Below are 26,684 nucleotides of genomic sequence, written 5' to 3'. Positions count from 1 at the left end.
CATTGAGTGAACAAAGACAAGAGACGGGCGATACTCGAACGCCTGCGGGACAACAATCCTCATCCCCAGACAGAGCTGAATTATTCCAGCCCTTTTGAATTACTGGTTGCGGTGACGCTTTCGGCGCAAGCAACCGATGTCAGTGTCAACAAGGCCACTGATAAGCTGTTTCCTGTGGCCAATACCCCCCAGGCTATCGCAGACCTCGGGGTTGAAGGGCTGAAGGAGTATATCAAGACCATAGGGCTTTATAACAATAAGGCCATCAATGTGGTGGCGCTGTCCAAGATCCTTGTAGAGCAGTACAACGGTGAAGTCCCTGAAAACCGCGAGGCGCTGGAGTCACTGCCCGGGGTTGGTCGCAAGACGGCCAATGTGGTGCTCAACACCGCCTTTGGTTGGCCAACCATAGCCGTAGATACTCATATTTTCCGGGTCAGCAACCGCACCCGTTTTGCGCCGGGGAAAAATGTTCAGGAAGTAGAAGATAAACTGCTCAAAGTGGTGCCGGCCGAGTTCAAGGTTGACGTCCACCACTGGCTTATTCTTCACGGACGCTATACCTGCATTGCCAGAAAGCCCCGCTGCGGCAGTTGTCTGATTGAAGATCTGTGTGAATTCAAAGAAAAAATCTACCCGGAAGACTGAGCCGGAAACGACAATGCCGCCCCGAAGGCGGCATTGTCTTACGTATTCTTGCTCAACGCCAATCAGAACATCTGTACAATCATAGCGGCGAAAACGATTGCAATTACCAAGGTAGATCCAATAGCCATTTTCAATTCTGTAGTCATGCTTGTCTCCTGCATCCAGCTAAGATAGGGTTGACACCATTATTAATGAAGCAGACACAAATACCATGTTTATTTCATGGATTTGTGAACTGGCTATCAAGTTCGCAGCGGTCGGAGCCAATCCATTTGGGAGAGATTCTCAGTTCGCTGAATATAGCTTGATTATCCACGCTACGGAAACTCATTCAGTTTCCGCTATAGAACCAAAAGAGGTAGTAATGTCACAAGTTCTGCATACCATGCTTAGAGTGGGAAACCTTGAACGCAGCATCCATTTCTATACTGAAATCATGGGGATGAAGCTGCTGCGTCAGTCTGAAAACCCTGAATATAAATACACTCTGGCCTTCGTCGGTTATGGCGAAGAGTCAAGTGGTCAGGCTGTCATCGAACTGACCTACAACTGGGGCACAGAGCAATACGATATGGGTAATGCCTTTGGTCATATCGCCATAGGTGAAGAAGATATCTATGCTCGCTGTGAAGCCATCAGCGCCGCCGGTGGCAAGGTTATCCGTGCCCCAGGCCCTGTTGCCGGCGGCAGCACTGAAATTGCCTTTGTGGAAGATCCTGACGGTTACAAAATCGAGCTTATTCAAATGAGTTCGGCTGAAAACGGCTTGGGCTAACAACACGAATGCAAAGAAGCCATCGGCAAGGCAGGTGGCAGGTGGCAGGTGAATTCAATGTAACAAAGAAAAGGCCGGAACATCTCCGGCCTCTTGCATTAATGCACTTATAAAGCGCTGAGATTAATCTCAGGCTTCATCCTGCTTGTACTTGGCTGCAGTGTCCTTGATCAAGGTCTGTAGCTCCCCTTTTTGGTACATCTCGGTCAGGATATCGCAACCGCCGATCAGCTCACCTTCAACCCACAACTGAGGGAAAGTTGGCCAATTGGCATACTTGGGCAGTTCAGCACGGATATCAGAATGCTGCAGAATATCAACAAACGCGAACTGCTCGCCGATATTGATCATGATCTGCGCCACCTGAGAGGAAAAACCGCAGCTAGGTAATTTGGGCGAACCTTTCATGTAAAGGATGATGGGGTTTTCAGCGATTTGCTGCTTAATTTTTTCAACAGTTTCCATTTACGTTCCTGAGTACGACACTATATTTGATTCGCTATTGTACGCGAGAGAAACGCAGAACAAAATCACACTATTTGTAAGGTTATTTAGTTATTTGATTTTCCAATGATGTCAATCTGCTCAATCACTCAAACAATGATTCACTTCACAAATTTTATCGGTACAATAGGTGGCAGTGAGCAAGTCTGAAAATGATAAACCAAGTCCATGGAGAGATACTAATGGCTTTCGAATTACCCGCATTACCATATGCCAAGAACGCACTGGAACCCCACATTTCTCAGGAAACCATCGAATACCACTACGGTAAGCACCACAACACTTATGTGGTTAAGCTGAATGGTCTGATCGAAGGCACTGAATTCGCCGGCAAGACCCTGGAAGAAATTGTAAAAACCTCCAGCGGCGGTATTTTCAACAACGCAGCTCAGGTTTGGAACCACACTTTTTACTGGAATTGTCTGGCGCCTAACGGCGGCGGTGAAGCCACTGGCGCTGTAGCAGAAGCCATCAATGCTGCTTTCGGTTCTTTTGAAGCCTTCAAGACTCAGTTCACTGAGTCCGCAGTCAACAACTTTGGTAGCGGCTGGACCTGGCTGGTTAAAAAGGCTGATGGCACTGTCGCTATCGTTAACACCAGCAACGCGGCCACTCCACTGACAGATGCTTCAGTGACCCCACTGCTGACCGTTGACGTTTGGGAACACGCTTACTACATCGACTACCGTAACGTTCGCCCTGACTACATGGCGCACTTCTGGCAGTTGCTGAACTGGGATTTTGTTAACCAAAACTTCGCCGGTTAATTCTCATCAAAACTGAGTTACTGAAAAGGAGCCTGATGGCTCCTTTTTTATAGTTCACAGACACTTCCTCACCGGCAAATCCAACCGCCGTCAGCTCATAACTCCCCTTCACGCCACAAGTGCAACTATTGCTTTTGCAACTATTTGCCTTTGTTTTTATTTATGTTTTTTGACATGAAGCATGAATTAGTGTCTAAGATTAATGGTAGGCAACTGCTAAAGACAGTTCCCTTCCCAGACATATTTGGCGTTTCAGGGGGTTTAAAATGGGCATATTTGAGCACTACCAACAGCGCTATGAGAAGAAACTCGATGAAGAATACACATTACAGGAGTTTCTCGATATCTGTAAGCAAGATCGCAGCGCCTACGCTTCGGCTGCAGAAAGACTGCTTATCGCCATCGGCGAGCCGGAAGTGGTCGACACTTCCAAGAATCAGGTTCTGAGCCGGATATTTTCCAACCGCTTAATCTCTCGCTATCCCGCGTTTAAAGACTTCTACGGCATGGAAGATGCCATAGAGCAGATAGTCTCTTACCTTAAACATTCGGCCCAGGGGCTGGAAGAATCCAAGCAGATCCTCTATCTGCTGGGACCTGTCGGTGGCGGTAAATCGTCGCTGGCCGAAAAACTCAAAGCCTTAATGCAGCAAGTACCCATCTATATTCTCAGCGCCGATGGGGTCAGAAGTCCGGTCAACGACCACCCTTTCTGCCTGTTTGATGCCGAGGAAGATGGCAAGTTACTGCAGGAAGAGTACCAGATCCCGACCCGTTACCTGCGCAGTATCATGTCGCCCTGGGCGGTCAAGCGTTTGCATGATTTTGGCGGCGATATCTCCCGCTTCCGGGTCGTTAAGGTATTCCCTTCAGTGCTGGATCAAATTGCCATCGCCAAGACTGAACCCGGAGATGACAACAATCAGGACATCTCTTCTCTAGTGGGCAAAGTCGACATTCGTCAGCTGGAGCACTTTGCCCAGAATGATGCCGATGCCTACTCCTATTCAGGAGCACTGTGCCGTGCCAACCAGGGTTTAATGGAGTTTGTGGAGATGTTCAAGGCGCCGATCAAGGTGCTGCACCCACTGCTGACCGCCACTCAGGAAGGCAACTATAACGGCACCGAAGGTTTATCGGCCCTGCCCTTTAACGGCATTATTCTGGCTCACTCCAACGAGTCTGAATGGAGCAGCTTTAAAAATAATAAAAACAATGAAGCCTTTCTCGACCGTGTTTATATCGTTAAGGTGCCCTACTGCCTGCGCGTGTCGGAAGAGATGCAGATTTACCGCAAGCTTATCGCCAATTCAGAACTGACCAAGGCCCCCTGTGCCCCAGGCACACTGGAGACCTTGGCTCAATTCAGCGTGCTCTCAAGGATCAAGACCCCGGAGAACTCCTCCGTCTACTCCAAGATGCGGGTCTATGACGGTGAAAGCCTCAAGGATACCGATCCCAAAGCCAAGTCTTACCAGGAATATCGTGACTATGCCGGGGTCGATGAGGGGATGCATGGACTATCAACTCGCTTCGCGTTCAAGATCCTCTCCAAGGTCTTTAACTTCGATCATTCCGAAATTGCCGCCAACCCAGTGCACCTCTTCTATGTGCTGGAGCGGCAGATAGAGCAAGAGCAGTTCCCTTCCGATACCGCAGAAAGGTATATGGAGTTTCTGAAGGGCTATCTGATCCCTAAATATGTTGAGTTTATCGGCAAAGAGATCCAAACCGCTTATCTGGAATCTTACTCGGAATATGGTCAGAACATTTTCGACCGCTATGTCACCTATGCCGACTTCTGGATCCAGGATCAGGAATACAGAGATCCGGAAACCGGCCAACTGTTTGACCGAGCCGCACTCAACGCCGAATTGGAGAAAATTGAAAAGCCGGCCGGGATAAGTAATCCCAAAGACTTTCGCAATGAGATAGTCAACTTTGTGCTCAGGGCCAGGGCCAATAACGATGGCAACAACCCGCAATGGACCAGCTATGAGAAACTCAGAACCGTGATAGAGAAGAAGATGTTCTCAAATACGGAAGATCTCCTGCCGGTCATATCTTTCAACGCCAAGACCTCCACAGACGATCAGCGCAAACATGATGATTTCGTCAATCGTATGATGGAGAAAGGCTACACCAAGAAACAGGTGCGCCTGTTGTCCGAGTGGTACTTACGGGTACGTAAGTCCTCATAGCTGTGCCCTTTCGGGGCTTTCGGGCCCCGGTATTTGCTTTGGGAGGTGCGTATGGCGAACTTTATCGACAGGCGGTTGAATGCCAAAGGAAAGAGCACGGTTAACCGTCAGCGGTTTATTAACCGCTATAAACAACAAATTAAAAAAGCGGTCAGTGATGCTGTCACTCATCGTAGCGTCACAGATGTCGACAAGGGAGAAAAAATCAGTATCCCCACTAAGGACATCAGCGAACCCGTATTCCATCAAGGCCCTGGCGGCGTGCGTGAGCGGGTACATCCAGGCAATGACCAATTTACCCGCGGCGACAAGATAGACAGACCTCAGGGTGGCGGACGCGGTGGCAGCGGCAAGGGCGACGCCTCGGACTCAGGCGAAGGTCAGGATGACTTTGTATTTCAAATCTCCAAAGATGAGTACCTCGAGCTCTTGTTTGAAGATCTTGAGTTGCCCAACCTGCAGAAAAACCGCCTGAACAAACTGGTGGAATACCAAACTTACCGAGCCGGTTATACCAATGATGGAGTGCCCTCCAATATCAATATCGTCCGCTCTTTGAGATCCTCTCTGGCGCGGCGCACCGCTATGTCCGCGGACAAGAAGCGGCGACTGCTGGAGCTGGAAAACGAACTGGCAGAGCTGGAGAACACCCCGGGTGCCAGTGCCGAGCGGATATTGCAACTCAAAGAGGAGATTGAAGAGCTTAAACAGCGCATCGCCAAGGTGCCCTTTATCGACACTTTCGATCTGCGCTACAACAACTTTGCCAAGCGGGAAGTGCCCACCAGTCAAGCGGTGATGTTCTGTCTTATGGATGTCTCCGGCTCCATGGATCAAGCCACCAAAGATATGGCCAAACGCTTTTATATATTGCTGTACCTGTTTCTGACCCGCACTTACAAAAATCTTGAGGTCGTTTATATCCGTCATCATACCCAGGCCAAAGAAGTGGATGAACACGAGTTCTTCTACTCCCAGGAAACGGGCGGCACCATAGTCTCCAGTGCACTGAAATTAATGCACGAGATTCAACAGGAGCGTTATCCGGCCAATGAATGGAATATCTATGCCGCCCAGGCATCCGATGGTGACAACTGGGCAGATGATTCGCCCACCTGTTATCAGATCCTTGAAACACAACTGCTGCCCGTAGTGCGCTATTTCAGCTACATAGAAATCACCAACAGGGCGCACCAGACGCTCTGGCGTGAATATGAAACCCTGCAAAAACAATTCGACAATATGGCGGTACAACATATTCGCCAGGCAGAGGATATCTATCCCGTCTTCCGCGAGTTGTTCAAGAAGCAGGCGGTTTAAGGGGAAGCGATTATGAGCAAAAAGAAAACACGCCAGCCGCTAAGCGATGGTCCTGAATGGACTTTTGAGCTGCTGGAAACCTATGAAAAGGAAATCGCCCGGGTCGCGGAGCATTATCGTCTTGGGACCTATCCCAATCAGATAGAGGTGATCACCGCCGAGCAGATGATGGATGCCTACGCCAGCATAGGCATGCCTATAGGTTATACTCACTGGTCCTTCGGTAAGCGTTTTATCGAAACCGAGCAGGGTTATAAGCGCGGCCAGATGGGACTGGCCTATGAGATAGTCATCAACTCCAACCCCTGTATCGCCTATCTGATGGAAGAAAACACCCTCACCATGCAGGCCTTGGTGATAGCTCACGCCTGCTTTGGCCACAACAGTTTCTTCAAAAACAACTACCTGTTCCGCACCTGGACAGATGCCGGTTCCATCATTGATTACCTTGTCTTTGCCAAGCAATACATCAGTGAATGCGAGCGTAAATATGGCATAGATGAGGTGGAAAACCTGCTGGATTCCTGCCACGCCTTGATGAATTATGGCGTCGACCGCTACAAGCGGCCAACAGAAATATCGTTTCGTGAAGAGCAGGCACGCCAGAAAGAGCGCGAGGCCTATCTGCAAACCCAGGTCAACGATCTCTGGCGTACCATCCCCTCACTGCAGACCAAGGAGGAAGCCATACAGCAAAAACGTTTTCCGTCAGAGCCACAGGAAAACATTCTTTACTTTATCGAAAAACATGCTCCGCTGCTGGAGCCATGGCAGCGGGAGTTGGTGCGTATCGTACGCAAGATGGGGCAGTATTTTTACCCGCAACGCCAGACCCAGGTGATGAACGAGGGCTGGGCCACCTTCTGGCATTACACCCTGCTCAACCACCTTTATGACGAAGGTCTGGTTACCGACAGATTCATGTTGGAGTTTTTACAGAGTCACACCAATGTAGTGGCTCAGCCTCCCTATAACAGCCCTTATTACAACGGCATTAACCCCTATGCCCTGGGGTTCAATATGTTTTGCGACATTCGCCGTATCTGCGAACAGCCAACTGAAGAAGATAGATATTGGTTCCCGGATATCGCCGGCAGCGATTGGCTGAAAACTGTACATTTCGCCATGGAAAACTTCAAGGATGAGAGCTTCATCAGCCAATATCTATCCCCCACCATGATCCGCAAGTTCAAGCTGTTTGGCGTACTCGATGATGAAAGCAAAAACTATCTGTCGGTATCGGCCATTCATGATGAACAGGGATACCGCGATATCAGACAAATTTTGTCTTCGCAATACAACCTGTCCAATAATGAACCCAATATTCAGGTGCATAATGTCATGGTCAATGGCGATCGCTCGCTGACACTGAGGTATATACCCAGTAATGGTATTCCTCTGGCAGACAGCTGCCGGGAAGTACTCAAACACCTACATAGATTGTGGGGCTTTGACGTCACCCTGGAGCAGAAAGCGGAAGATGGCGAGATACGAATACTGGCCTCGTGTCCTGACAAAGGCGAATATATCTAACCATCATGTGGGCTGCTTGTACTCCTGCCCTCACCGGCCATTGACTCACAGCGCAAAACAGATAGGCTCGAGCTATAAGCAAAAGCCTCTCTGTTTCGTTGAGCTAGCTTCTGCCTGCCAGTTTAGCGGCATCCTTGAACAGGGTAAAAAAGTTGTCTGTGGTGTACTGGGCCAACTCTTCAAAGGACTCACCTCTGAGCTCGGCAACAAACTCGGCGACATCACGAACAAAGGCCGGCTGATTCTCTTTTCCCCGATGAGGCACGGGTGCCAGATAAGGCGAATCGGTTTCGACCAGCAGCCTGTCTTTGGGGATTTTACGGATAACACTTCTTAGCTCAGCGGCATTTTTAAAGCTGACGATACCGGAAACCGAAATATAAAAGCCCAGATCCATAGCCGCCTTGGCCATTTCCCAGTTCTCGGTAAAGCAGTGCAGTACCCCGCCGCACTGTTCGGCGCCGCCGTTCTTCAGTATGGCTATGGTGTCTTCTCTGGCATCCCGGGTGTGAACAATCAAAGGCTTGGCCACTTCTCTGGCCAGCGCCACTTGCTGCTCAAAGCATTGTTGCTGCAAGGCCTTGGTATCATCGGCATAGAAATAATCCAGCCCTGTCTCGCCAATGGCCACGACTTTCGGGTCGGCGGCATAACGCTTGAGTTCATTGAGATCCAATCCCTCTTTCACATCCAAAGGATGCACCCCGGAAGACAGGAACACCTGCTCAAACCCGGCGACTTTGGCCTTCATCTCTGCAAAACCTTTTTGCCGGACATTGACACAAAGAAAATAATCTACCCCCCGAGCCTTGGCGGCATCGAGCAACTGACTGAGGCTTTCGGGATCCGGCGCGGCTTTGAGGCGATCGAGATGGCAATGGGAATCAACTAACACTTGGAAATCCACCCACAATTGAAAAGGACGGCAAGGATAGCGCCCTACATAGTGCAGGTCAAATCACCCGAGGCCAGCTCTCTGGAAAGGAGTTTTTCAATATGATGCTTGTGGGACTCGGGATCCGAGAGAATTTTAACCCCGATACCGGCCGGGCGTCCTCCGGAAGCGCCGAGCGGGTTGATCCACACCACGACCCCCTGAAACTCATTGACATGAGTCGAGCCCGGCAAACGATAACCTATCTGGATCTCCTGACCGAGGAAATGTCCCTCGGTAGTTGCCACAAACAGGCCCGCCGGCTGAATAAAAGGCATGTAAGCACGATACAACTGGTGCAGGGTGTCAAAATTCACTGTCAGATCGACCATAGGATACTTTTTAAGTTTTCAGTCTCTTATATTCTAAGACATAATTCTGGCAAAGCGCCAAGTAGTTGACACTCGGCATCTGGCTCAGACGATTGCAGGTATCCATCACCTTGGCAGCCAGGGTCGCTATTTGCGCCCGCAGCAAGGGGTCCTCCCCTTCGATGGTTAACAGCTCTCTATGCAACACCAAGTATAAAACTCTAAGTACATCAGAGATTTGTTCCTCACCTACTGTTAACAAACTAGCACACAGATGGCCCGTTAACAAACTGGCGCGCCAATCGCGGCGATAATCCAATAAGGTCTGGTATCTGTCAGACTGCAAAACCTCTGCCAACTTTAGCGGTCCGCCGACGACGGGCAAACACCAGGTAACATCGGCCGGCAGCGGTAACTGCTGCGCCAGCCAGGACTGAATGGCACTCTTGTCCGGCAGTTTTACCTGCACTCTCTGACAACGACTGGATATGGTCGGCAACAGCCCGGCGGTGCTGTCGGTCTGTAGAATAATCAGCGTCCCCTGCCCCGGCTCTTCCAGGGTTTTCAGCAGAGCATTGGCCGCAGCTTGATTGAGGCGCTCACTTTGGGCGATAAGCGCCACCCGCCGCCCACCTTGCTGGGCCGTGGAGGTCAGCTCCTGACAAAGCGCCCGCACCTGATCCACTTTTATCTGTTTACCATCGGCTTCAAGAAGATGAAAATCGGGATGGTTACCGGCGAGCACCAGCTGGCAGCTCTTGCAATGACCGCACTCTCCCCGAGCTGTGGGTTCGCTGCACAGGGCCGCCGCGGCTATCTCTTCGGCTAGCTTCATGCCGCCATAACCCTGGGAAAGCCCCAGCAGCAACGCATGAGGCATCTGAGCCGAGTGCAGTTGCTGCATAAAACGGGCTTTAGCGTCACTCAACCAGGGCATGTCCATCTTCATCACTCCTTATGCCGCTTGCTTACCAATCTTTGGTTTGCAACACAGCCAGAATATCTTTATGCACTTCGGCCATGCTCTGACTGGCGTCGATAACCGCTATGCTGTCGTCCTGTTGTGCCAGGCTCAGGTAGGTGGCACGGGTACGTTCAAAGAAGGCCAGTTCCTGCTGCTCGATTCGATCCAGCTCACCACGGTTGGCGGCGCGGGTTAACCCAAGGCTTGGCTCTATGTCGAGATACAGGGTCAAGTCTGGTTTAAAGTCCCCAAGGGTGGCGGCGCTGACCGCGCTGACCAAGGGCATCAACCCCCGACCACCGCCCTGATAAGCCAGGGACGACAGGTTGTGTCTGTCGCCGAGCACCCAACTGCCCTCGGCAAGCGCCGGCTTGATCACTCGGGCCACCAGCTGCGCCCTGGCGGCATACAGCAGCAGGCATTCAGATTCGTCACACAGAGGGTCGCTTGCATCGGCCACCTTCACCAAGTCGCGGATCTTCTCCGCCAACGGGGTGCCACCCGGCTCTCGGGTACAGACAGGTGCCTTGCCGGTATGTTTTTCGATAAAGTCTCGCACCAATGCGATGGCGCTGGACTTACCGGCGCCTTCCAGGCCCTCGATAACGATAAATTTTGCAGTGGCTTTTTGTGGCATTATCTCTTTCTCTGATACTGGTTCACGGCGCGGTTATGTTCGGCCAGTGTACGGGAAAATACATGACTGCCGTCATTGCGGGAAACGAAGTAGAGGTACTCCACCGCTTCCGGGTGTGCGGCCGCCAACAAGGCTTCCCGCCCGGGCGCGGCAATAGGTGTCGGCGGCAGTCCAAAAATACGGTAGGTGTTAAATGGCGTTTCTTCGCGCAGATCTTTACGGGTGATATTGCCATCAAAACGCTCCCCCATGCCGTAAATGACAGTGGGATCTGTCTGCAAGCGCATGCGTTTTTTCAAGCGATTAACAAATACCGCCGCTATCTTACCGCGCTCCTCTGCCAGGCCGGTTTCCTTTTCTATGATGGAGGCCAGGATCAAGAGTTCATAGGGACTCTTGAGCGGAATGCTTTGATCCCGCTGCTGCCAGATGCTCTCCAGTTGTTGCTGCATCTTGATAAAGCTTTGGGTCAACAGAGTATTGAGCTCAGTGCCGGCACGATACTGATAGGTATCCGGGAAAAACTTGCCTTCCGGCAAGCCGCTGTTATCCCCTTGAGCTTCGAGCACATCGATAAATGGCTTGTCGCTGACCTTGAGATACGCCAAGGTCTGCAGATACGCTTGCCACTCGCGAATAGTCTTGCCCTCTACCAGCGTCAGGGTAAAAGTCTTCTCGTCACCGGCCACCAACCGCTCCAGCAAAGAAACCGGAGTGTCGCCGGGTTCAATCTGGTAAAGACCGCTGCGAATAGCAGTCATCTGCGGGTAAAGCTTACCCCAGAGCTTCCAGTGCCAGTCAAACTCCAACAACTGCTGATTTTGCAGCTCTTGCCCCAACTGGTAAAAGGAGGTGCCACGTTTCAGCAGCAGCTCTCTGGGTTCGTCCAGTTTCAGCTCTGTGGCCGCAAAGCGGTTGAGTTCGTTGTAACCCCAAAAACCAACGCCCAGCGCCAGAGTCATCAGGGTAAACACAAAGGCCAGGGCCGCAACTAAGCATTTTTTCATAATTGGATAGCAAGCGCCTTGCGAAGAGGTGTGCTGCCGGGCCAGAGTTCAAAGTTTTGCTGATCCACAGCAATAACATCGACCAAACCCAACAGGCTGTTACTGATAAAGAGGTGCTGCGCCCGTTGCAGCATCTCTGTGTTAAGAGGGCACAGCTGCACGTCAATGCCCTGGTCGAGCAAGGCCACAATCAACTGCTGTCGCATCACTCCGGAGACACCAGAGTAATTCATGGCCGGTGAATACGCCGTCAGTTTACCTTGTTCATTAGGTAGTAGCAGGAACAGATTGGCCATCGAGGATTCGAGCAGTAAATCGTCGCAATCCAGTACCAGCCAATCATCAAAGCCTTCAGGCAATGGCTGCGCCTTGATAAGCACCTGTTCCAGGCGATTGAGGTGTTTAATGCCGGCAAGCCTTGGCTGTTTGCCAAGCCTGATGGGTGAGGTCTTGAGGGCAATCCCTTTTTGCTGCCAATCAGGATAATGCGCCGGCAATGGCGCCAGGCTGATGACTTCGGTGACCAAAGCGTCTGCCGGCGGCGTATAACCACGGCCGCCCTCTCCCCGAGTGAGCTGCAACTTAAGGCAGCTGTGGGGATTGGCGACGGCAATGCGCTTGAGGCTTGAGCGCAAGGCATCCGATGCCTGCCAGACAAAACCCAAGCGCAGCGCCCCTTGAGTCAAGCGGGCAAGATGTTCACCCAGAAAGGCTATTTGCCCCTTACCATCCACCGCCATGGTTGCAAACAGGCCATCACCATAGGTAAAGCCCCGATCGCGAACGCAGACGCTATCCTGCTCTTTTCCCTGAACCCAGACACCACTCATGCGCAATCCAGGGCTCAGTCCTGGCTGATCCGACTGGCGACCGCATCTTGCTGATCGCGATACTTGGCGTTCTTGCGGGTGTTGTAGGGTCTGGCCACAGGACGAGACAAGCGCTCAAAGTTCAGTGCCCCTATGGTCATCATGGGACGCAATGCCAGCGGTAGTTTACCGCTGTTGTAAAACTCGAGCACGATTCGCCCCTGCCAACCCGGGTCGATACGGTGCGCGGTCACGTGCACCATCAAGCCCAGACGCGCCAGAGAAGAGCGGCCATCAAGCCAGCCGACTATGTCGGAAGGCAGGTGAACACTCTCATAGGTCACTGCCAGCGCCAGCTCGCCCGGATGCAGAAAGAAGGCTTCGCCATCGGCAATATCTATCTGCTCGCTCATCACTCTATCCAGCGCAGCCTGCACTTCGGCCTTGGGGCCGCTGAGATCTATATAGGGCGCAGTATGATCCTTGAACACCCGAAACTGGTGACCCAGACGCACATCAACACTCACGCCACTGATGGCCTCTATGCCGGGACGGGGGTCTATAACTATGCTGCCCTCGTCCAGACATTGTTCAATTTCGATATCAGTTAATCGCATCTCGCCTTCTAGCTCCCTGGATACTTGTGGTTATTTAGCCAGCAAATGCTGGATTCTGGCCTTGAGAATATCGGTGGCAATCCGGTTCTTGCCGCCCCTTGGCACTATGATGTCGGCATACTGCTTTGAGGGTTCGATAAACTGCAGAAACATGGGTCTTACCGTTTTCTGGTACTGGTTGATCACAGACTCCATGGTGCGGCCACGCTCGGCCACATCACGGGTCAGGCGCCGCAGTAGACAGATATCCAGTGGTGTATCCATAAACACGCTGGCATCCATCAGTTCACGCAGTTTAGGGTCAGTCAGCAGCAGAATACCTTCGAGAATGATGACCTTTTTAGGGGTCATCTTCAAGGTATCGCTGGTGCGGGTATGCTCGGCATAGCTATAGCAGGGAATATCCACCGCCTGCCCCTGTTTGAGCGCTACCAGGTGAGTGCTGAGCAGTTCATGATCCAACGCCTTGGGATGGTCATAGTTGGTCTTGACCCTCTCGTCCATGGACATATGGCTCTGATCCCGATAGTAGGCATCTTCATTGATAACCCCAATCTGATCTGTCCCTAAGTCTCGGCATAACTCTTCAAATATGGTCTTGGCGATCAAACTTTTACCTGACGCCGAAGCCCCTGCTATACCGATAACGACACACTGTGGCGAATTCATGCTGCGAAAACCTTACTCATCATCTGCTATTGCGATTGAAATACTGCTGTGATTCTTTTGTTTTGCCAGTTGGGCACCCACACGGCGGGCGATATCCCGGTAAATGGCGGCGACTTCACCCTCAGGCGCAGCCACCACAGTCGGCTCACCGTTATCCATATCCTCACGGATATTGATATGCAGAGGTAAGGCACCCAGTAAAGGTACTTGATAACGCTCGGCTATCTTGCTGCCACCGTGAGTACCGAAAGGATGCTCTTTATGGCCACAGGCAGGACAGAGATGGAAACTCATATTTTCCACAATACCGACGACTGGGATGTTCACCTTCTGGAACATAGTGATGCCTTTCTTGGCATCGGCCAGCGCTATATCCTGAGGCGTAGTGACTATCACGGCGCCGCTGACCGGCACTTTTTGTGACAGGGTCAGTTGGATATCCCCTGTGCCCGGAGGCATGTCAATCATCAGGTAATCCAGCTCAGGCCACTGGGTTTCGTTAAGCAGTTGCGCCAAAGCGCCGGCGGCCATAGGGCCACGCCATACCGCAGCCTGATCGTCGGTCAGCATGAAACCTATGCTCTGGGCGCTGATACCGTGAGCCGTGGCGGCTGTCATATGTACACCATCCGGGGACACAGGTCTGAATGTCGGGATCCCCAGCATCAATGGAATGGAGGGGCCATAGATATCGGCATCCAAAATTCCCACCCTGGCACCTTCAGCCGCCAGGGCCAAGGCCAGGTTAACCGCAGTAGTAGACTTGCCCACACCGCCCTTACCGGAAGCAACGGCGATCACCTGCTTCACATTGGGAATAGGGGCTATATTGCCTAGGGCCGAGTAGCTGAAAGGCTCAAAGCCAATCTCACATTCCACCTCGTCGATGGCATCGAGCTTGGACAATTCATTGGTCAGCGCAATCACAGTATCGCGATATTGAGTCTGACAAGGATATGGATACAAGATGGTCAGCAGTAGCCTTTTACCATCCAAATCCAATTTACGAATACAACCGGCATCGACTAAACCCTGGGCCAGGTATGGATCCTGAAACGCATTGAGAATGGCAAGAACCGGACCGAGCAGATCGTCACTGAGACGATAGTCCTGAGAAGCAGAAGACAAAACGCAATCCCCTTTTGATAAATTTCGCCAAGTGTACCAGATAATGACGCGAATATTAGAGTAGAATTAACCCACTCATGTCAGGTTTTGATGAAAAAGCCGGATTAATCGGTTAGTATCTATGCCATTCTTTCAGGGCCTAGATTTAACAGAGAAAAGATGGCAACTACACAACGTAAAATCCTTGTTACCAGCGCGCTTCCATATGCCAACGGTCCCATTCACCTGGGCCACATGCTCGAGTACATTCAAACAGATATCTGGTCCCGCTTCCAAAAACTCCGTGGCCATGAGTGTCATTATATCTGTGCCGATGATGCCCACGGTACACCTATCATGCTCAAGGCTCAGCAGATGGGGATCCAACCCGAAGAGATGATCGCCAAGGTCAATCAAGAGCATCAGCAGGATTTTGCCGAGTTCAATATTGCCTTTGACAACTATCACAGCACTCACAGCGAAGAGAACCGTCAGCTGGCCAGCGAGATCTACCTCAAACTGCGCGACAACGGCTATATCAAGAGCAAGACTATTTCCCAACTGTTCGATCCGGAAAAGTCCATGTTCCTGCCGGACAGATTCGTCAAGGGCACCTGCCCCAAGTGTAAGTCTGAAGACCAATACGGCGACAACTGTGACGCCTGTGGCGCCACCTACAGCCCAACCGAGCTGATCAATCCGCGCTCGGCGGTATCCGGTGCCACACCTGTCATGAAAGAGACAGAGCACTTCTTCTTCGATCTGCCCGCCTTTGAAACCATGCTCAAGGAGTGGACCCATTCAGGTTCACTGCAGAGTGAAATGGCCAACAAGCTGGATGAATGGTTCGAGCAAGGTCTGCAGCAGTGGGATATCACCCGTGATGCGCCCTACTTTGGTTTTGAGATCCCCGATGCGCCGGGCAAATACTTCTACGTTTGGCTCGATGCGCCTGTTGGCTACATGGGCTCATTCAAGAACCTCTGCGACAAGCGCCCGGAGCTGAACTTTGACGAGTTCTGGAATGCCGACTCAAAGGCCGAGGTGTATCACTTCATCGGCAAAGACATTGTCTATTTCCACAGTCTATTTTGGCCGGCCATGCTCAAAGGTGCCGGCTACCGTCAACCAAGCAGTGTCTATGCCCACGGCTATGTCACGGTCAACGGCGCCAAAATGTCCAAGTCCAAGGGCACCTTTATCAAGGCCCGCACTTACCTGGATCATCTGGATCCTGAGTATCTGCGCTACTACTACGCAGCCAAGCTCTCCAGCCGCATTGACGATCTGGACTTGAACCTGGAGGACTTTGCCGCCAGAGTCAACTCGGACCTGGTCGGTAAACTGGTTAACCTGGCGAGCCGCACCGCCGGCTTTATCGTCAAGCGTTTTGACGCCAAGCTGGCCAAAGTGGAAGACAATAGCCTGGCCGAGTCCTTCCTGGCCAAACAGGAACTGATCGCCGAGCTGTATGAAGGCCGCGAATACGGCAAGGCGATGCGTGAAATCATGGCGCTGGCCGATGTCGCCAACGCTTACGTTGCCGATGAAGCTCCTTGGCAGTTGGTGAAAAACGAAGAAACCCTGGCCCGCGCCCATCAGGTATGCTCAGTGGCGCTGAATTTATTCCGTATTCTGGTGACTTATCTCAAGCCGGTTCTGCCACGCTTGGCCACCGATGTTGAAGCCTTCCTCAAGCTGGAACTCACTTGGAGTGGCTTGGCACTGGATATGGCCGGTCACCAAATCAACCCGTTCAAGCCCATGATGCAACGCATCGAGCTCGATAAGGTGAGCGCCATGGTGGAAGCCTCCAAGGAAAGCCTCAAGGCAACCGAGGATACGCCCAAGGCCTGCGGCCCATTGGCAGATGACCCTATCAGCCCAACCATAGAGTTTGACGACTTTGCCAAGCTGGATCTGCGGATTGCATTGATCAAGAAGGCCGAGCATGTGCCTGAAGCCAACAAGCTACTGAAATTACAGCTGGATCTCGGCGGCGAAACCCGTCAGGTATTTGCCGGTATCAAGTCGGCTTATGCCCCGGAAGATCTCGAAGGCAAACTGACAGTAATGGTAGCCAACCTGGCTCCTCGCAAGATGCGCTTTGGTCTGTCTGAAGGCATGGTGCTGGCCGCGGGCCCTGGTGGCAAGGAGCTGTGGATCCTTGAGCCCCATGAAGGTGCTCAGCCAGGCATGAGAGTCAAATAAACTCACATCCATAAATCACCCAAGGCCACTTCCGTGGCCTTTTTATTGGATCTGCCTGGCTAAATTAGCAATGAGAGTTTGATAACTTGATGTCTCTGATGTCTTTGGTTACCCTCTCTGCACAAATAACAGCCTTAAAGGAAGGATCCTATGGCTGAATCCCCCTCCCATATAATGCTGGAAGAAACAGTAAAATTCCCCATCCGCCAAGCGGTATGGAGCGCACTGTCAGACTTGTTTCTTGATACCGATGTCACTCTGCACTACCCCGGCATTATCCGGGTATGTGCTCTTTCCCCTTATTCTCTAAAAGAACTGGAGCATATTCTCTATCGGGAAGTTGCGCCCGTTTGTGGCCCCAATTTATTCGACGTCTGTGGTGAGTGGGCGGGCTTCGATGAACAGTGGCTCAAGGAGCAAATCTTACTGCAACTCATCAATTCTCCCAATCTTTGGCAAAGAATGAAGCAGCACTTGGCAGAACGAATGTTCAATGATTATTTAGCACCTCACTGGCAACTGCTATCGGCGCAGATCCATAGTAGGCGCAATAACACACTCGCTGACAAGCTTTGAAATCATATTGAATCAATTTTATGCAAGCTGTTGCATATATTAATATTTTTTTCAAAAAAACACTCAATATCTGGTTTTTTATTTCAACTTTCGTGTTAAGGTTTGCGCCGTCTCTCATGACATAAACCTCCAGCTCAAACAGATAAGTAAGATCCAACAGTGGCCCATACAAATAGCCTTCCAGCCCCTTTGAATATTCTTCTGCCCATGCGTCGTTATCGGTTGAGCTTTCGTCATCAGCAGTTGGAGATCCTGGGTAAGGTCTCACGTTTTTTACTGCAATCTTTTACCTTATACGGTGTAACCCAGGAACAGATCCAGCAAGTTACCGCACTGACAAGCTCACAACTGACGCCATTGCTCGAACGTTTATGTGCACTCGGCTGGCTGGAAGATGATCTGCGCCAATTGACCCCACAAGGGAGTCAAATGGCACTGGCTTGTGAGCTGACCGATCTGAAATTTGTGCTGTGGCTTGATGTGATGGATCCGCAACTCAATCCCGTTTGGTGCCACGATGAACAACTATTATTGAAAAATAACCCCTCCGAACCCTGGATGACCTTGAGAGAGTACGAAACAGACTGGAATATTCAGCAGGTGCTGCAACAGCAAAGACTGAACCGCCGATTGGCCTCCAGCCTGGAAAATCAAGGGGAGCTAACCAAGCTGATGCAACAGCTTTGTCCGACCAAGTATCACAGGATGCTGCAGGAGCAGCGTACTGCCTGGCAGCCACAGCTTGAGATTATCGGCGATGAAACAGAGCTTAGTTATGCCTGGGTCGAGCTTGATAGCGAAACATCATTAACTTCGGAAAAACGCGGCACACTGCTATTAAAAGCCCCGACACTCGAATATCAGGCTAATTACACTGTGCCGCCCCTGCTCGATTCAACACTGGCAACTCCCCCACCCAGTCGACTCCACTTGTGCCAGTTGAGCGGCGCCATTATTAACACCAGCGAGCGAGTCGAAGGCAACGCTAGTTGGCCCAAGAGCGCTGAAAAGCCCATAAGCGAACTGTTGCAGGTCATCGGCGCGAAAGAGGAGTCCCTTGATACCGGCATTAGTCGTCACATTACTCTGAACCAGAGCCTGCGCCCACTGCGACTCGACAAGCCGCAGCTGATGGCGGCACTCAAGGCACAATTTGAAACCTCGTTGGAGCCAAACCAATGAAAACTGTTTCACTGTTTGCCAGTAAAACCCTGGAAATTGGCAGTGCCCGGCAGGCGAGGCTCTACCAGGCTGGCCGAATAGGTTACCAACTGATGCGCGGCGCCAAAGGGGTTAACCCTGTATTGGTGTGGGTCGATGCAGCCATTTCGGTACTTGACTGCCTCAACTCCTATTTTAAGCTGCAGCGTGCCAAAGAAGTCACCGAGCAGTTGCAAGCACAAAAACGTACGTTGCAGCATCAACTCAAAAACCTCAGCAAACAGATGGCACTGGAGCAAACGCTCTGGCAAATGGAGGCCGAGGAGCGCATGACACTGCTGCAACACAGATTACAGCACGACAATCACCTGACGACTCAACTTGTCGCAGAACTACAGAGTCGCCGCCAGAGTCTGGAGCTATTTCTTGGACAGTTGCAGCATCTGAGAAGTACCGCTCGCCGTGAATGTCCAGAGCTCAGACGACTCAGCAGACTGACCGATGAGTTAATGAAGGCACAACTCTTGTGCTTGGTCGGCGCTTTTGAGTAACACCAAGCTTAGTTAACGATTTGCGATTCATTATCGTCAACCCTAGTCACCTAAATCAAGGCTATTGAAGTTCAGAGGGCACACACAAATGAAAACTCCCAGCCGAATTAACACCAAGTCCCCGGCCAAACCACAAAGTAAAACCCCGGAGCTAAGCGGCGCAGAAGTCGTTGCGCTAGCCAAAGAGGCGGTCAGTGCTTATCAGAGTTACAACCAACTGGAAACTGCCAGAGCGGAAACTGAAAGAGTAAAAGCCGAAGCGTTAAAAGAGATAGAGCTGTCCGACAACGAATTACGTCAGGCGCAACTCAAACACCAGGAGCGCAGTCAGGAAATCGCCCTCGACAGGCTCAAGGCCGACAATGAACATCAACTCAATGAACAGGCCCATCAACGCTGGCAACAGGATCATCAAAGTCGCGAGCAGACGATTGAGATTTTGCGCCATAAGGTGAGTTTGGGTGAAGCCAGCGATGAAGAATATCAGCTGCTGCAACTGTTGCATAAATTGCCAAACCTTTAATCCAGGAGTTTATTGAGTGCTGCCAGCCATCATCATAGGCATAGGGGTTACTGTCACAGCAACTGCGACCGCTTGGTTGTTCGATAGAGCCACAGCTAAAGAACATCAGCGCCACGACGAGTTGCGCGGAGACATAGACGCTCTCAATCGGCGTTATAGCAGTATGGCGGCAGAGCACGACAGGCAGCAAGCTCTACAGTTGAGTCAATCGTTGCAGCAACTCTGCTCCAAAATGGAAGCTCAATATTATGAGCTGCTGAATAAAGTCAGCCTGATAGACGCCGAACTCCAACTGCTACCCGAGCAAATAGCCACAGAGCTCAATGATGAGGGGCTCAGCCCCTATCGGCGCCGGGCGCTGCAGCAAAGTTATTGTCAGGTAGAAGATGCCCGCAGCCGCCTGGTTGCCTACAAAGACTATCTCGACTGGTATCTGGCACAACTCAAAGCCGTGCGGGATACGCTCGACACCGAGCCTTCGGTATCTGAACTCAAAAAACACCTGGATGAGCTTACGCCACCGAGCCCGACCTTACCCGCAGAATGGCTCTATGTCGGGAAAGTGGTGCTGGTAGAGCAAGATGAACTGGATACAGACCTGCCCTTCAACAGCAGGCTGCATCTTGGCAATAACCTGGGCTTGCAGGGCTGGAGCAACGACCTGCAGCGCAAGCTGTTTTTCAGCTATGACGATCCACAAGCCATTCCGCTGCAAATAACTCACCAACGCAGCGGCAAGAATGGCACCCGGTTATTCTATGCCTGTGTCGCCAGAGGTGTCGCCTGGGTAGAGGCGATAATGTCTGCCAGGCCAATGGCATTCGAAATTGAACGCCGGGTAGCCAAAGGTTATCTGGCCCATACTCAAGGCAAGGCCATATCCGCCTTTCTGCCAAGGCAGATGACCCCCAACCCCATGTTGGAACTGCTACCGGGCCAACAGATACAAGCCTGGCCAGAGCTTTACAACCTGACGCTGGACGCCAGCCCTGGCCAGCAGCAATCCCGGGGAAGAATTCAACTCAATATGCTGGACACGGCCGAACTCGGCGGCACAGATGAAGGCTCACTCTATCTTTACCTGCCTTCAGAGCTATTTTCTGAGCAGGAGCTCATGGCGCTGCGGGCGGATGATCCAACGCCCTGGCGCTTGCTCCATTCCGATATGGAACAGGACAGTGGTGACTTACGACTGGCCCGCCACACTCTGGCGCTGAACTGCCAAATTGATACCAAGCAAGCCTGTTTGCGGGTCAGCGATGTCGAAGACTTTGAAGACAGAGGTCAGGGGTATGAGCTGCCCTTTATGTTGATCCCGGCAGACAGTGCTCTTGAGTCCAGTGTGCTGGCCAATCCGGATGGTATCAGTGCCCTTGTCGCCTTTATCAACCACTTGAGCAGCAGTGAAGCCGACAGCCAGACGCGGATGGCGCAACTGAAGATGCTGGGTCAGTGGCAAAGCGTACTCGATTATCAGCAGGCGCAGTTGGATATCACCTTGGTGGGACAAGCCGACAAGCTGCAGGAGCAAGAGCAGGACTTACTGCTGCACTTTATCGTCGATGACAGTCAGCACCAGCTGCTGGCGGATTTCAAAGCCGGGTTCAAAGCGCAGCAAAGCAGTGGTTTTTCGCCTCGTTGCACCCTCGAATACTGGGGCGAAACCGCCGCAGGCGAATTTGTCTGGCTCAATCCCCTTCCCGCCCGGCAACAAAACCGCCTCGAAGTGACTATCGATTCCGATAGTATGCAGCTGAGGCTACCGCAAAAATGGGCCCAAGAGCTGCAATCCACTCAGGTCGGTGCAACAAAAACATGCCTGCGGCTCAGTCTCAAGCTGTTTGACGATGCGCTTCAGCGACAACAAGCGGCTTTGGATGCATTTCGTAACGATGCCTTGGTCGAGCCCAGGCTAAAGCAGATACTTCTGGCACCGGGCAGCTATACACCGCAACAGGATCCATTCTGGCAACACAGATTGCGCGAAGATCTTTGCTGGCAAAATACCCAACTGACCGAACGCCAGAAGCAGGTTATCCGCACAGCACTCAGTGAGCAGTATCTTGCTCTGATCCAGGGGCCACCCGGTACCGCCAAGACCACTTGCATAGTGGAGATGCTGCACCAGATTTTCCACCATAGTCCAGAGACCCGGGTATTATTGGTATCGCAGCAACATGCGGCGGTAGACAACGCCCTGGCACGCTTTATTGATTTACACCAAGCCTTGCTGGAGCAGCAAGATGTACGGCTATTGAGAATTGGGGCCGATGACAAGGTCAGTGGCAAACTCAGCGACTACACCATTAAACAAAAACTGAATGACTTTGAACAGCGAAGTCGCCGCAGTGCCCTGGCCTGTACAACCGAAGCCGAACCTTTGCCTGAGCTGGCTCACCGTTGGCTTTACGGCGTTTTGGGCACAGAGCAGGAACAACAAAGGCTTGATAAAGAGCTCAACTGGATGTTACTGGCAGATCATAATCTGGTTGGCGCGACTTGCGTTGGACTGGCCTCCAGACGTCAAAGCATAGATCAGCTCAGGTTCGACCTCGTGATCATTGATGAAGCCGGTCGCTCCACGGTACCCGAACTCATGATCCCTCTGCTCAGAGCCCGCAAGGTGATACTGATTGGCGATCATTTCCAACTGCCTCCCAGCGTTGCGCCGCTACTGCAAACAGATGAAGCCAATGACGAATTACCCTTTTTAAACGAATGTTTCCTGGAAACCAGTTTCTTTGAAGGCCTATATGAACAACTGCCGCCCACAAGCAAAAGCTTTTTGGCTGAACAGTTCAGAATGCCGGAAAAGATAGGCGATCTGGTCGCCGAGCTCTTTTACAGCCCGGACGGTGAGCGACAACTGTTCAACGGCCGACAACTGAATGAACAAGACTTCGTCCTGCCGCACACCTTGATTTGGAAAGATGTCGCCGGTCAACAGCAACAAGAAGGCACCAGTAAGTACAATCGCGAAGAAGCCGAGGCGATAGTCACCTTTATCAAGAATCTGGCAGACAAAAATAATCTCCCGGAAAACACCACTGAGAGCCGGGTGACTCATCAGCCTGCCACGCCTCTGGGCATCGCCGTCATCACCCCCTATGGCGCCCAAAAACGACTGATCCGTGCTCTGATGAGCGAGTTATCATCGCCCGCGGCAAGTGGCGAATATCGCCTGGGTCAGTTCAATATCCGCATTAATACAGTGGACAGCTTTCAAGGCAGCGAAGATGAGATAGTCTGTTATTCCACAGTGCGAACCCGGGGCAACCTGCGCTTTATTCTCGACTGGAAACGACTCAATGTGGCCTGCTCCCGCGCCAAGCAAAGCCTGCTCTTCTTCGGCGATCTCGAGTTTCTGAGTCGCCCTGGCGCCGCCGGGAAACACAGAAACCTGTTTGCCGAAGTGATAGCCAGAATTCCCAAACATTGCCGATTACGAAGAAAACCGGATGCCGAAGGCAAAAGCCCAAGACAAGCTACAGGCAAAAAAGCGACACATTCACCCAATAGACCAATGGGAAAACCGTCAAAGAATCGGCCTCCCAATGATAAACAATCAAGGCATAAACGGCACAAACGCGCGCCCAAGACCGAGCAGACGGTTTAATAGCTGTCTGTTCTCCTTGGGCCTGGCCCGAAATGGAGTTCGGGCGCCAAACGACTATACCCCCCTCAGGTAAGCCATGCTCACTTATCCGGAGTGTGGCCTTCAAGTAGCCGTAAACCTCAACTGCGCCCGGTTAATTGTAAAGGCCGGATTATCAAAGCGGCGGCAAGCCTTTTGTTCATATCTTCCCTCAAAGAGCAAACTTAACCCTGGCAACTCACCTTGTGAGCGCTCAGATACTTGCCCCATCTATTCCAACGTCTGCGGCCACTCATTTCGTGTATCCATTTTGTCCCGGTTAGATAAAAGTACCCCTGCATTCGATCACATTTTATCAAATGATAATAATTATCACTTGCGATCGTAATTTCATATCTATAAATTTGCCCCCACTTAACGCTTATTTTCTCAATCGCTTCATTTGTTAATCAGGACAGATACTCATGCCTAGCTACACGTTTAAGCTCAACGCCCTGCTGCTCGCTATGCTGGCATCACCGGCCTTTGCCGACGATGCTGTCGAGCGCGGAAATCAATCAATCGAAAAAATTGTCGTTTTGGGGGAAAAGACAGAGAAATCATTGAAAGACGTGAGTTCATCTGTATCTGTCATCACGGAAGAGCAGCTTAAGACACTGCAATACCTGTCGGTGCACGACGCCATCTCTGAAATCCCCAACCTGGTAGTGCTGTCCGGGCAGATGCCCAATATCCGTGGGGTTTCCGGTAACGGCGCCGCCACCGGCTTTAGTGGGGTTTCCGGCGGCGCCAAGACCCGGGTATCTACCATAACCGATGGAGTGGCAGAACCTTTTATGGCGGATTTGACCGGCGATACCGGCATGTGGGACATAGAGCAGATTGAAGTGTTTCGTGGTCCCCAATCCACCAGCAATGGCCGCAACAGCATAGGCGGCGCCATGTTTATCAAGACCAAGGATCCGACTTTTGACTGGCAGGGTGCCGCTCGGGTGGGTTATCGCAGTGAGAGCCAATATATAGACTCGGCCGCCGCTATCTCCGGCCCTTTGATTGAAGATGAGCTGGCCTTTCGCCTGTCGGCGCAGCATACCGATGGTGAAACTTACGCCAACCCTGTTATCCATGAAGCTAACCCGCCGGGCTTTGATCTGAATAAGCTCAACACAGACAGAATAAGAGCCAAACTCCTGTGGGAGCCCGCAGCTATTGACGGCCTCAAGGCCATGCTCAGTTATGCCAAAAACCATGAGCGCGGCAATACGGGACGGCAATACTTCAGTGGTGACGATCCCTGGAAGTATCAGCCCATCAATCCCAGAAACATGGACACTGAATCAGATACCGGCAGCATTAAGCTGGACTACAGGATCAGTGACAATTTCTCGGTCGACTTCTTGCTGGCCAGAATGAACTACAACTGGGTGATGGATACTTATGACAAGGATCCTGCTACCGAGCAAGTGGTGAGTATGGAGGAGTCCAACACCACGGCTGAAACCAAGCTGCATTTTGGCCTTAACAGCGAACTCTACAGCGGCTTTATCGGCCTCTACTATTTCAAGCGCGATCAAGACTTCAACAGTATCGGTGGTTCAGTTTATCGCGGCGACGACAATAGTGACTCCAAGGCGGTTTTCGGCGAATTTACCTATAACGTCACCGACGACTTCAGGATCACTGCCGGAGGCCGGGTCGAACGGGAATCCCAGCTGCGTAACTTCTGGATGAAGCAGCCGCAAACGCCCATAGAAGACACCCTGGACAACAGCAAGACCATCAAGTTGCCCAAACTGGTGCTGCAATACGATATCAATGCCGAGACCACAGTCTCCTTAAGCGGTCGCCGTGGCTACAACGCCGCCGGTGCGGCGATAGGCTTTCCGGAGAATGAGTTCTACTTCTACGATGAAGAGTACGTTAACGCCTATGAACTTGGGCTGAGAACCAGCCTGGATGGCGGTAATATCAACCTGAGCGCCAACCTGTTCTACAACGACTACGACGGATATCAGGCCACAGGTTCTGCCAGACGGGTTATCAACATGGACAAGGTGATTACCTATGGTGCCGAGTTTGAAGCCTCAGCCATGCTGACCCGGGATCTGCGCCTGCACGGCGGCCTTGGGCTGCTGAGTTCGGAAATCAAGGAACCTGGAGAAGGTTATGCCTCTGCCAAGGGCAATGAACTGGATTCGGCCCCCTCAACGACCGCCAATCTCGGTGCCCAGTATTGGCTGACAGATCAGCTTACCTTCAGTGTCTCCGCCAACTATGTCGGTGAGTACTATGGTGACTTTGAGAACACAGAGGAACGAGTTGCCGGTGACTATGTGCTGGCACGTATGTCGCTCAATTATGAGACAGACAACTGGATCTTCAACGCCTTCGTCAACAACGCCTTTGATGAGAAAGCCGTGTTGAGTCGCTCTCCGGCAGCCCGTAACTACCCGGATGGCTATGCGGCGATAGTCGATCCCCGTAACTTTGGGGTCTCTGTCACCTACCAGTTTTAGCCTTAGATAAGCCAAAAGGCTCCAAAAGGAGCCTTTTTAATTTTATTGAAGCCGTTTCATGACTGAGTCGCAAACTAGATGAAGTAGGCAAGCACCTATCCAGAAAATACTTGGTCAGGTTGCAGATACTCCCTGGATGCAGAAGGCCCAAAAAACAATACATCACAGTTATCGAGTTCGGCATTGAACAGGACCAAAGCCCGAGGAAGGATAGAGTCACAAGGGCTGCAACAATTTTTGAATGGAGTTAGCGGCTAGTTCGTCGGCGGAATGGAATAAGTGCCCACGGCATGAGCCACAACTTCGCTGTGTCCATCTGAAAACACAGACACTTCGGCAATCGCCAGGGATTTACCCAGTTTCAGCAGCCTACAATCGGCAACTATGTCACACTCGGCGCTGGGTTTACGCAGGAAGTTGATATTCAGGTTAGTGGTTACCGCCAGAGGCACTATGCCTATTTCCCCCAGCAAGGCGACATAGATGGCAATATCCGCCAGCTCCATCATGGTCGGCCCAGAGACAGTACCACCGGGGCGCAAGTGCGCCTGAGTTATCGGCTTACGCACTCTAGCCGACTTATCTCCCAGATGTTCAATCACAATGCCGCTATGTGGCAGCTCGCGTTCGATAAAAGCTTGCAGCTCGGCGATAGTCACCATCTAAACCTCCTTGATTGTTAGGCCACTCTTGCGGGTATCGATGGGCTATGGGTATCACTTGGGCATTAACAGCCTCTGGTTTAGCC

Annotated in this window: 24 protein-coding genes; 13 read left to right on the top strand and 11 right to left on the bottom strand. The window is 51.6% G+C overall.

The window, feature by feature from the left end:
* The first annotated feature begins 6 nt into the window (after positions 1 to 6).
* Entirely contained in the window at positions 7 to 648 is a 642-nt protein-coding gene (nth, locus tag CX651_RS10365; RefSeq protein ID WP_101055935.1) for an endonuclease III, read from the top strand.
* A 364-nt stretch (positions 649 to 1,012) separates the two neighbouring features.
* Positions 1,013 to 1,423, top strand: coding sequence for a lactoylglutathione lyase (gene gloA / locus CX651_RS10360; RefSeq protein ID WP_039033974.1), 411 nt, complete (start codon positions 1,013 to 1,015; stop codon positions 1,421 to 1,423).
* Between the two features lie 129 nt (positions 1,424 to 1,552).
* On the opposite strand, the gene grxD is transcribed toward gloA, so the two are convergent.
* A complete protein-coding gene (gene grxD / locus CX651_RS10355) occupies positions 1,553 to 1,888 on the bottom strand; it encodes a Grx4 family monothiol glutaredoxin (RefSeq protein WP_101055934.1) in 336 nt (111 codons plus the stop codon).
* A gap of 221 nt (positions 1,889 to 2,109) precedes the next feature.
* On the opposite strand from grxD, the gene sodB reads away from it, so the two are divergent.
* The 4 genes from sodB (at position 2,110) to CX651_RS10335 (ending at position 7,748) form a co-directional block, all read left to right on the top strand.
* Positions 2,110 to 2,694 (top strand): superoxide dismutase [Fe], encoded by a 585-nt coding sequence (gene sodB / locus CX651_RS10350; RefSeq protein WP_025011619.1) that lies wholly within the window; start codon positions 2,110 to 2,112, stop codon positions 2,692 to 2,694.
* A 266-nt stretch (positions 2,695 to 2,960) separates the two neighbouring features.
* On the top strand, positions 2,961 to 4,895 hold the full coding sequence (locus CX651_RS10345) for a PrkA family serine protein kinase (RefSeq protein ID WP_101055933.1): 1,935 nt from the start codon (positions 2,961 to 2,963) through the stop codon (positions 4,893 to 4,895).
* A 51-nt stretch (positions 4,896 to 4,946) separates the two neighbouring features.
* Positions 4,947 to 6,215 carry a YeaH/YhbH family protein gene (locus CX651_RS10340; RefSeq protein ID WP_101055932.1) on the top strand — a complete coding sequence of 423 codons (1,269 nt, stop codon included), beginning with the start codon at positions 4,947 to 4,949 and terminating at the stop codon, positions 6,213 to 6,215.
* A 12-nt stretch (positions 6,216 to 6,227) separates the two neighbouring features.
* Positions 6,228 to 7,748 carry a SpoVR family protein gene (locus CX651_RS10335; protein ID WP_101055931.1) on the top strand — a complete coding sequence of 507 codons (1,521 nt, stop codon included), beginning with the start codon at positions 6,228 to 6,230 and terminating at the stop codon, positions 7,746 to 7,748.
* A 103-nt stretch (positions 7,749 to 7,851) separates the two neighbouring features.
* On the opposite strand, the gene CX651_RS10330 is transcribed toward CX651_RS10335, so the two are convergent.
* The 9 genes from CX651_RS10330 to apbC are packed head-to-tail and all read right to left on the bottom strand — an operon-like array spanning position 7,852 to position 14,824.
* Positions 7,852 to 8,643, bottom strand: a complete 792-nt coding sequence (locus tag CX651_RS10330; protein WP_101055949.1) for a TatD family hydrolase — start codon at positions 8,641 to 8,643, stop codon at positions 7,852 to 7,854.
* Between the two features lie 44 nt (positions 8,644 to 8,687).
* Positions 8,688 to 9,014 carry a PilZ domain-containing protein gene (locus CX651_RS10325; RefSeq protein WP_025011164.1) on the bottom strand — a complete coding sequence of 109 codons (327 nt, stop codon included), beginning with the start codon at positions 9,012 to 9,014 and terminating at the stop codon, positions 8,688 to 8,690.
* 10 nt (positions 9,015 to 9,024) lie between these two features.
* Positions 9,025 to 9,936, bottom strand: a complete 912-nt coding sequence (gene holB / locus CX651_RS10320; RefSeq protein WP_101055930.1) for a DNA polymerase III subunit delta' — start codon at positions 9,934 to 9,936, stop codon at positions 9,025 to 9,027.
* Positions 9,937 to 9,961: 25 nt separating this feature from the next.
* Positions 9,962 to 10,594 carry a dTMP kinase gene (gene tmk / locus CX651_RS10315; protein WP_025887713.1) on the bottom strand — a complete coding sequence of 211 codons (633 nt, stop codon included), beginning with the start codon at positions 10,592 to 10,594 and terminating at the stop codon, positions 9,962 to 9,964.
* Complete coding sequence (mltG, locus tag CX651_RS10310; protein ID WP_101055929.1) at positions 10,594 to 11,601, bottom strand: endolytic transglycosylase MltG; 1,008 nt, start codon at positions 11,599 to 11,601, stop codon at positions 10,594 to 10,596. The genes tmk and mltG overlap by 1 nt, the downstream gene beginning before the upstream one ends.
* A complete protein-coding gene (pabC, locus tag CX651_RS10305; protein ID WP_101055928.1) occupies positions 11,598 to 12,431 on the bottom strand; it encodes an aminodeoxychorismate lyase in 834 nt (277 codons plus the stop codon). Before pabC ends, mltG begins: the two co-directional genes overlap by 4 nt.
* 14 nt (positions 12,432 to 12,445) lie before the next feature.
* Positions 12,446 to 13,027 carry a dCTP deaminase gene (gene dcd / locus CX651_RS10300; protein WP_101055927.1) on the bottom strand — a complete coding sequence of 194 codons (582 nt, stop codon included), beginning with the start codon at positions 13,025 to 13,027 and terminating at the stop codon, positions 12,446 to 12,448.
* Between the two features lie 30 nt (positions 13,028 to 13,057).
* Entirely contained in the window at positions 13,058 to 13,696 is a 639-nt protein-coding gene (gene udk / locus CX651_RS10295; RefSeq protein ID WP_101055926.1) for a uridine kinase, read from the bottom strand.
* 12 nt (positions 13,697 to 13,708) lie between these two features.
* Positions 13,709 to 14,824 carry an iron-sulfur cluster carrier protein ApbC gene (gene apbC / locus CX651_RS10290; RefSeq protein ID WP_025011170.1) on the bottom strand — a complete coding sequence of 372 codons (1,116 nt, stop codon included), beginning with the start codon at positions 14,822 to 14,824 and terminating at the stop codon, positions 13,709 to 13,711.
* Positions 14,825 to 14,983: 159 nt separating this feature from the next.
* Here apbC and metG point away from each other — a divergent pair, with 159 nt between their 5' ends.
* The 7 genes from metG to CX651_RS10255 all read left to right on the top strand — a co-directional run bounded on the left by metG (position 14,984) and on the right by CX651_RS10255 (position 25,936).
* Positions 14,984 to 17,014, top strand: coding sequence for a methionine--tRNA ligase (gene metG, locus CX651_RS10285; protein WP_101055925.1), 2,031 nt, complete (start codon positions 14,984 to 14,986; stop codon positions 17,012 to 17,014).
* Positions 17,015 to 17,164: 150 nt separating this feature from the next.
* Positions 17,165 to 17,590 carry a DUF7079 family protein gene (locus CX651_RS10280; protein ID WP_101055924.1) on the top strand — a complete coding sequence of 142 codons (426 nt, stop codon included), beginning with the start codon at positions 17,165 to 17,167 and terminating at the stop codon, positions 17,588 to 17,590.
* Between the two features lie 159 nt (positions 17,591 to 17,749).
* Complete coding sequence (locus CX651_RS10275) at positions 17,750 to 18,772, top strand: non-structural maintenance of chromosomes element 1 family protein (RefSeq protein WP_146225994.1); 1,023 nt, start codon at positions 17,750 to 17,752, stop codon at positions 18,770 to 18,772.
* A complete protein-coding gene (locus tag CX651_RS10270) occupies positions 18,769 to 19,302 on the top strand; it encodes a hypothetical protein (protein ID WP_101055922.1) in 534 nt (177 codons plus the stop codon). The genes CX651_RS10275 and CX651_RS10270 overlap by 4 nt, the downstream gene beginning before the upstream one ends.
* An 88-nt stretch (positions 19,303 to 19,390) precedes the next feature.
* Positions 19,391 to 19,825, top strand: a complete 435-nt coding sequence (locus tag CX651_RS10265; protein WP_101055921.1) for a hypothetical protein — start codon at positions 19,391 to 19,393, stop codon at positions 19,823 to 19,825.
* Between the two features lie 16 nt (positions 19,826 to 19,841).
* Entirely contained in the window at positions 19,842 to 23,441 is a 3,600-nt protein-coding gene (locus CX651_RS10260; protein WP_101055920.1) for a DEAD/DEAH box helicase, read from the top strand.
* 443 nt (positions 23,442 to 23,884) lie between these two features.
* Positions 23,885 to 25,936, top strand: coding sequence for a TonB-dependent receptor (locus tag CX651_RS10255; RefSeq protein ID WP_101055919.1), 2,052 nt, complete (start codon positions 23,885 to 23,887; stop codon positions 25,934 to 25,936).
* Between the two features lie 254 nt (positions 25,937 to 26,190).
* Here the strand turns inward: CX651_RS10255 and CX651_RS10250 are convergent, their stop codons facing one another.
* On the bottom strand, positions 26,191 to 26,598 hold the full coding sequence (locus CX651_RS10250; protein ID WP_101055918.1) for a PaaI family thioesterase: 408 nt from the start codon (positions 26,596 to 26,598) through the stop codon (positions 26,191 to 26,193).
* Between the last annotated feature and the right edge of the window lie 86 nt (positions 26,599 to 26,684).

The sequence above is a fragment of the Shewanella chilikensis genome (assembly GCF_002836945.1).
In the GTDB taxonomy this organism is placed as follows: domain Bacteria; phylum Pseudomonadota; class Gammaproteobacteria; order Enterobacterales; family Shewanellaceae; genus Shewanella; species Shewanella chilikensis.
The sequence above is the reverse complement of the archived record's forward strand: the minus strand, read 5'-3'. Positions and strand labels throughout refer to the sequence as shown.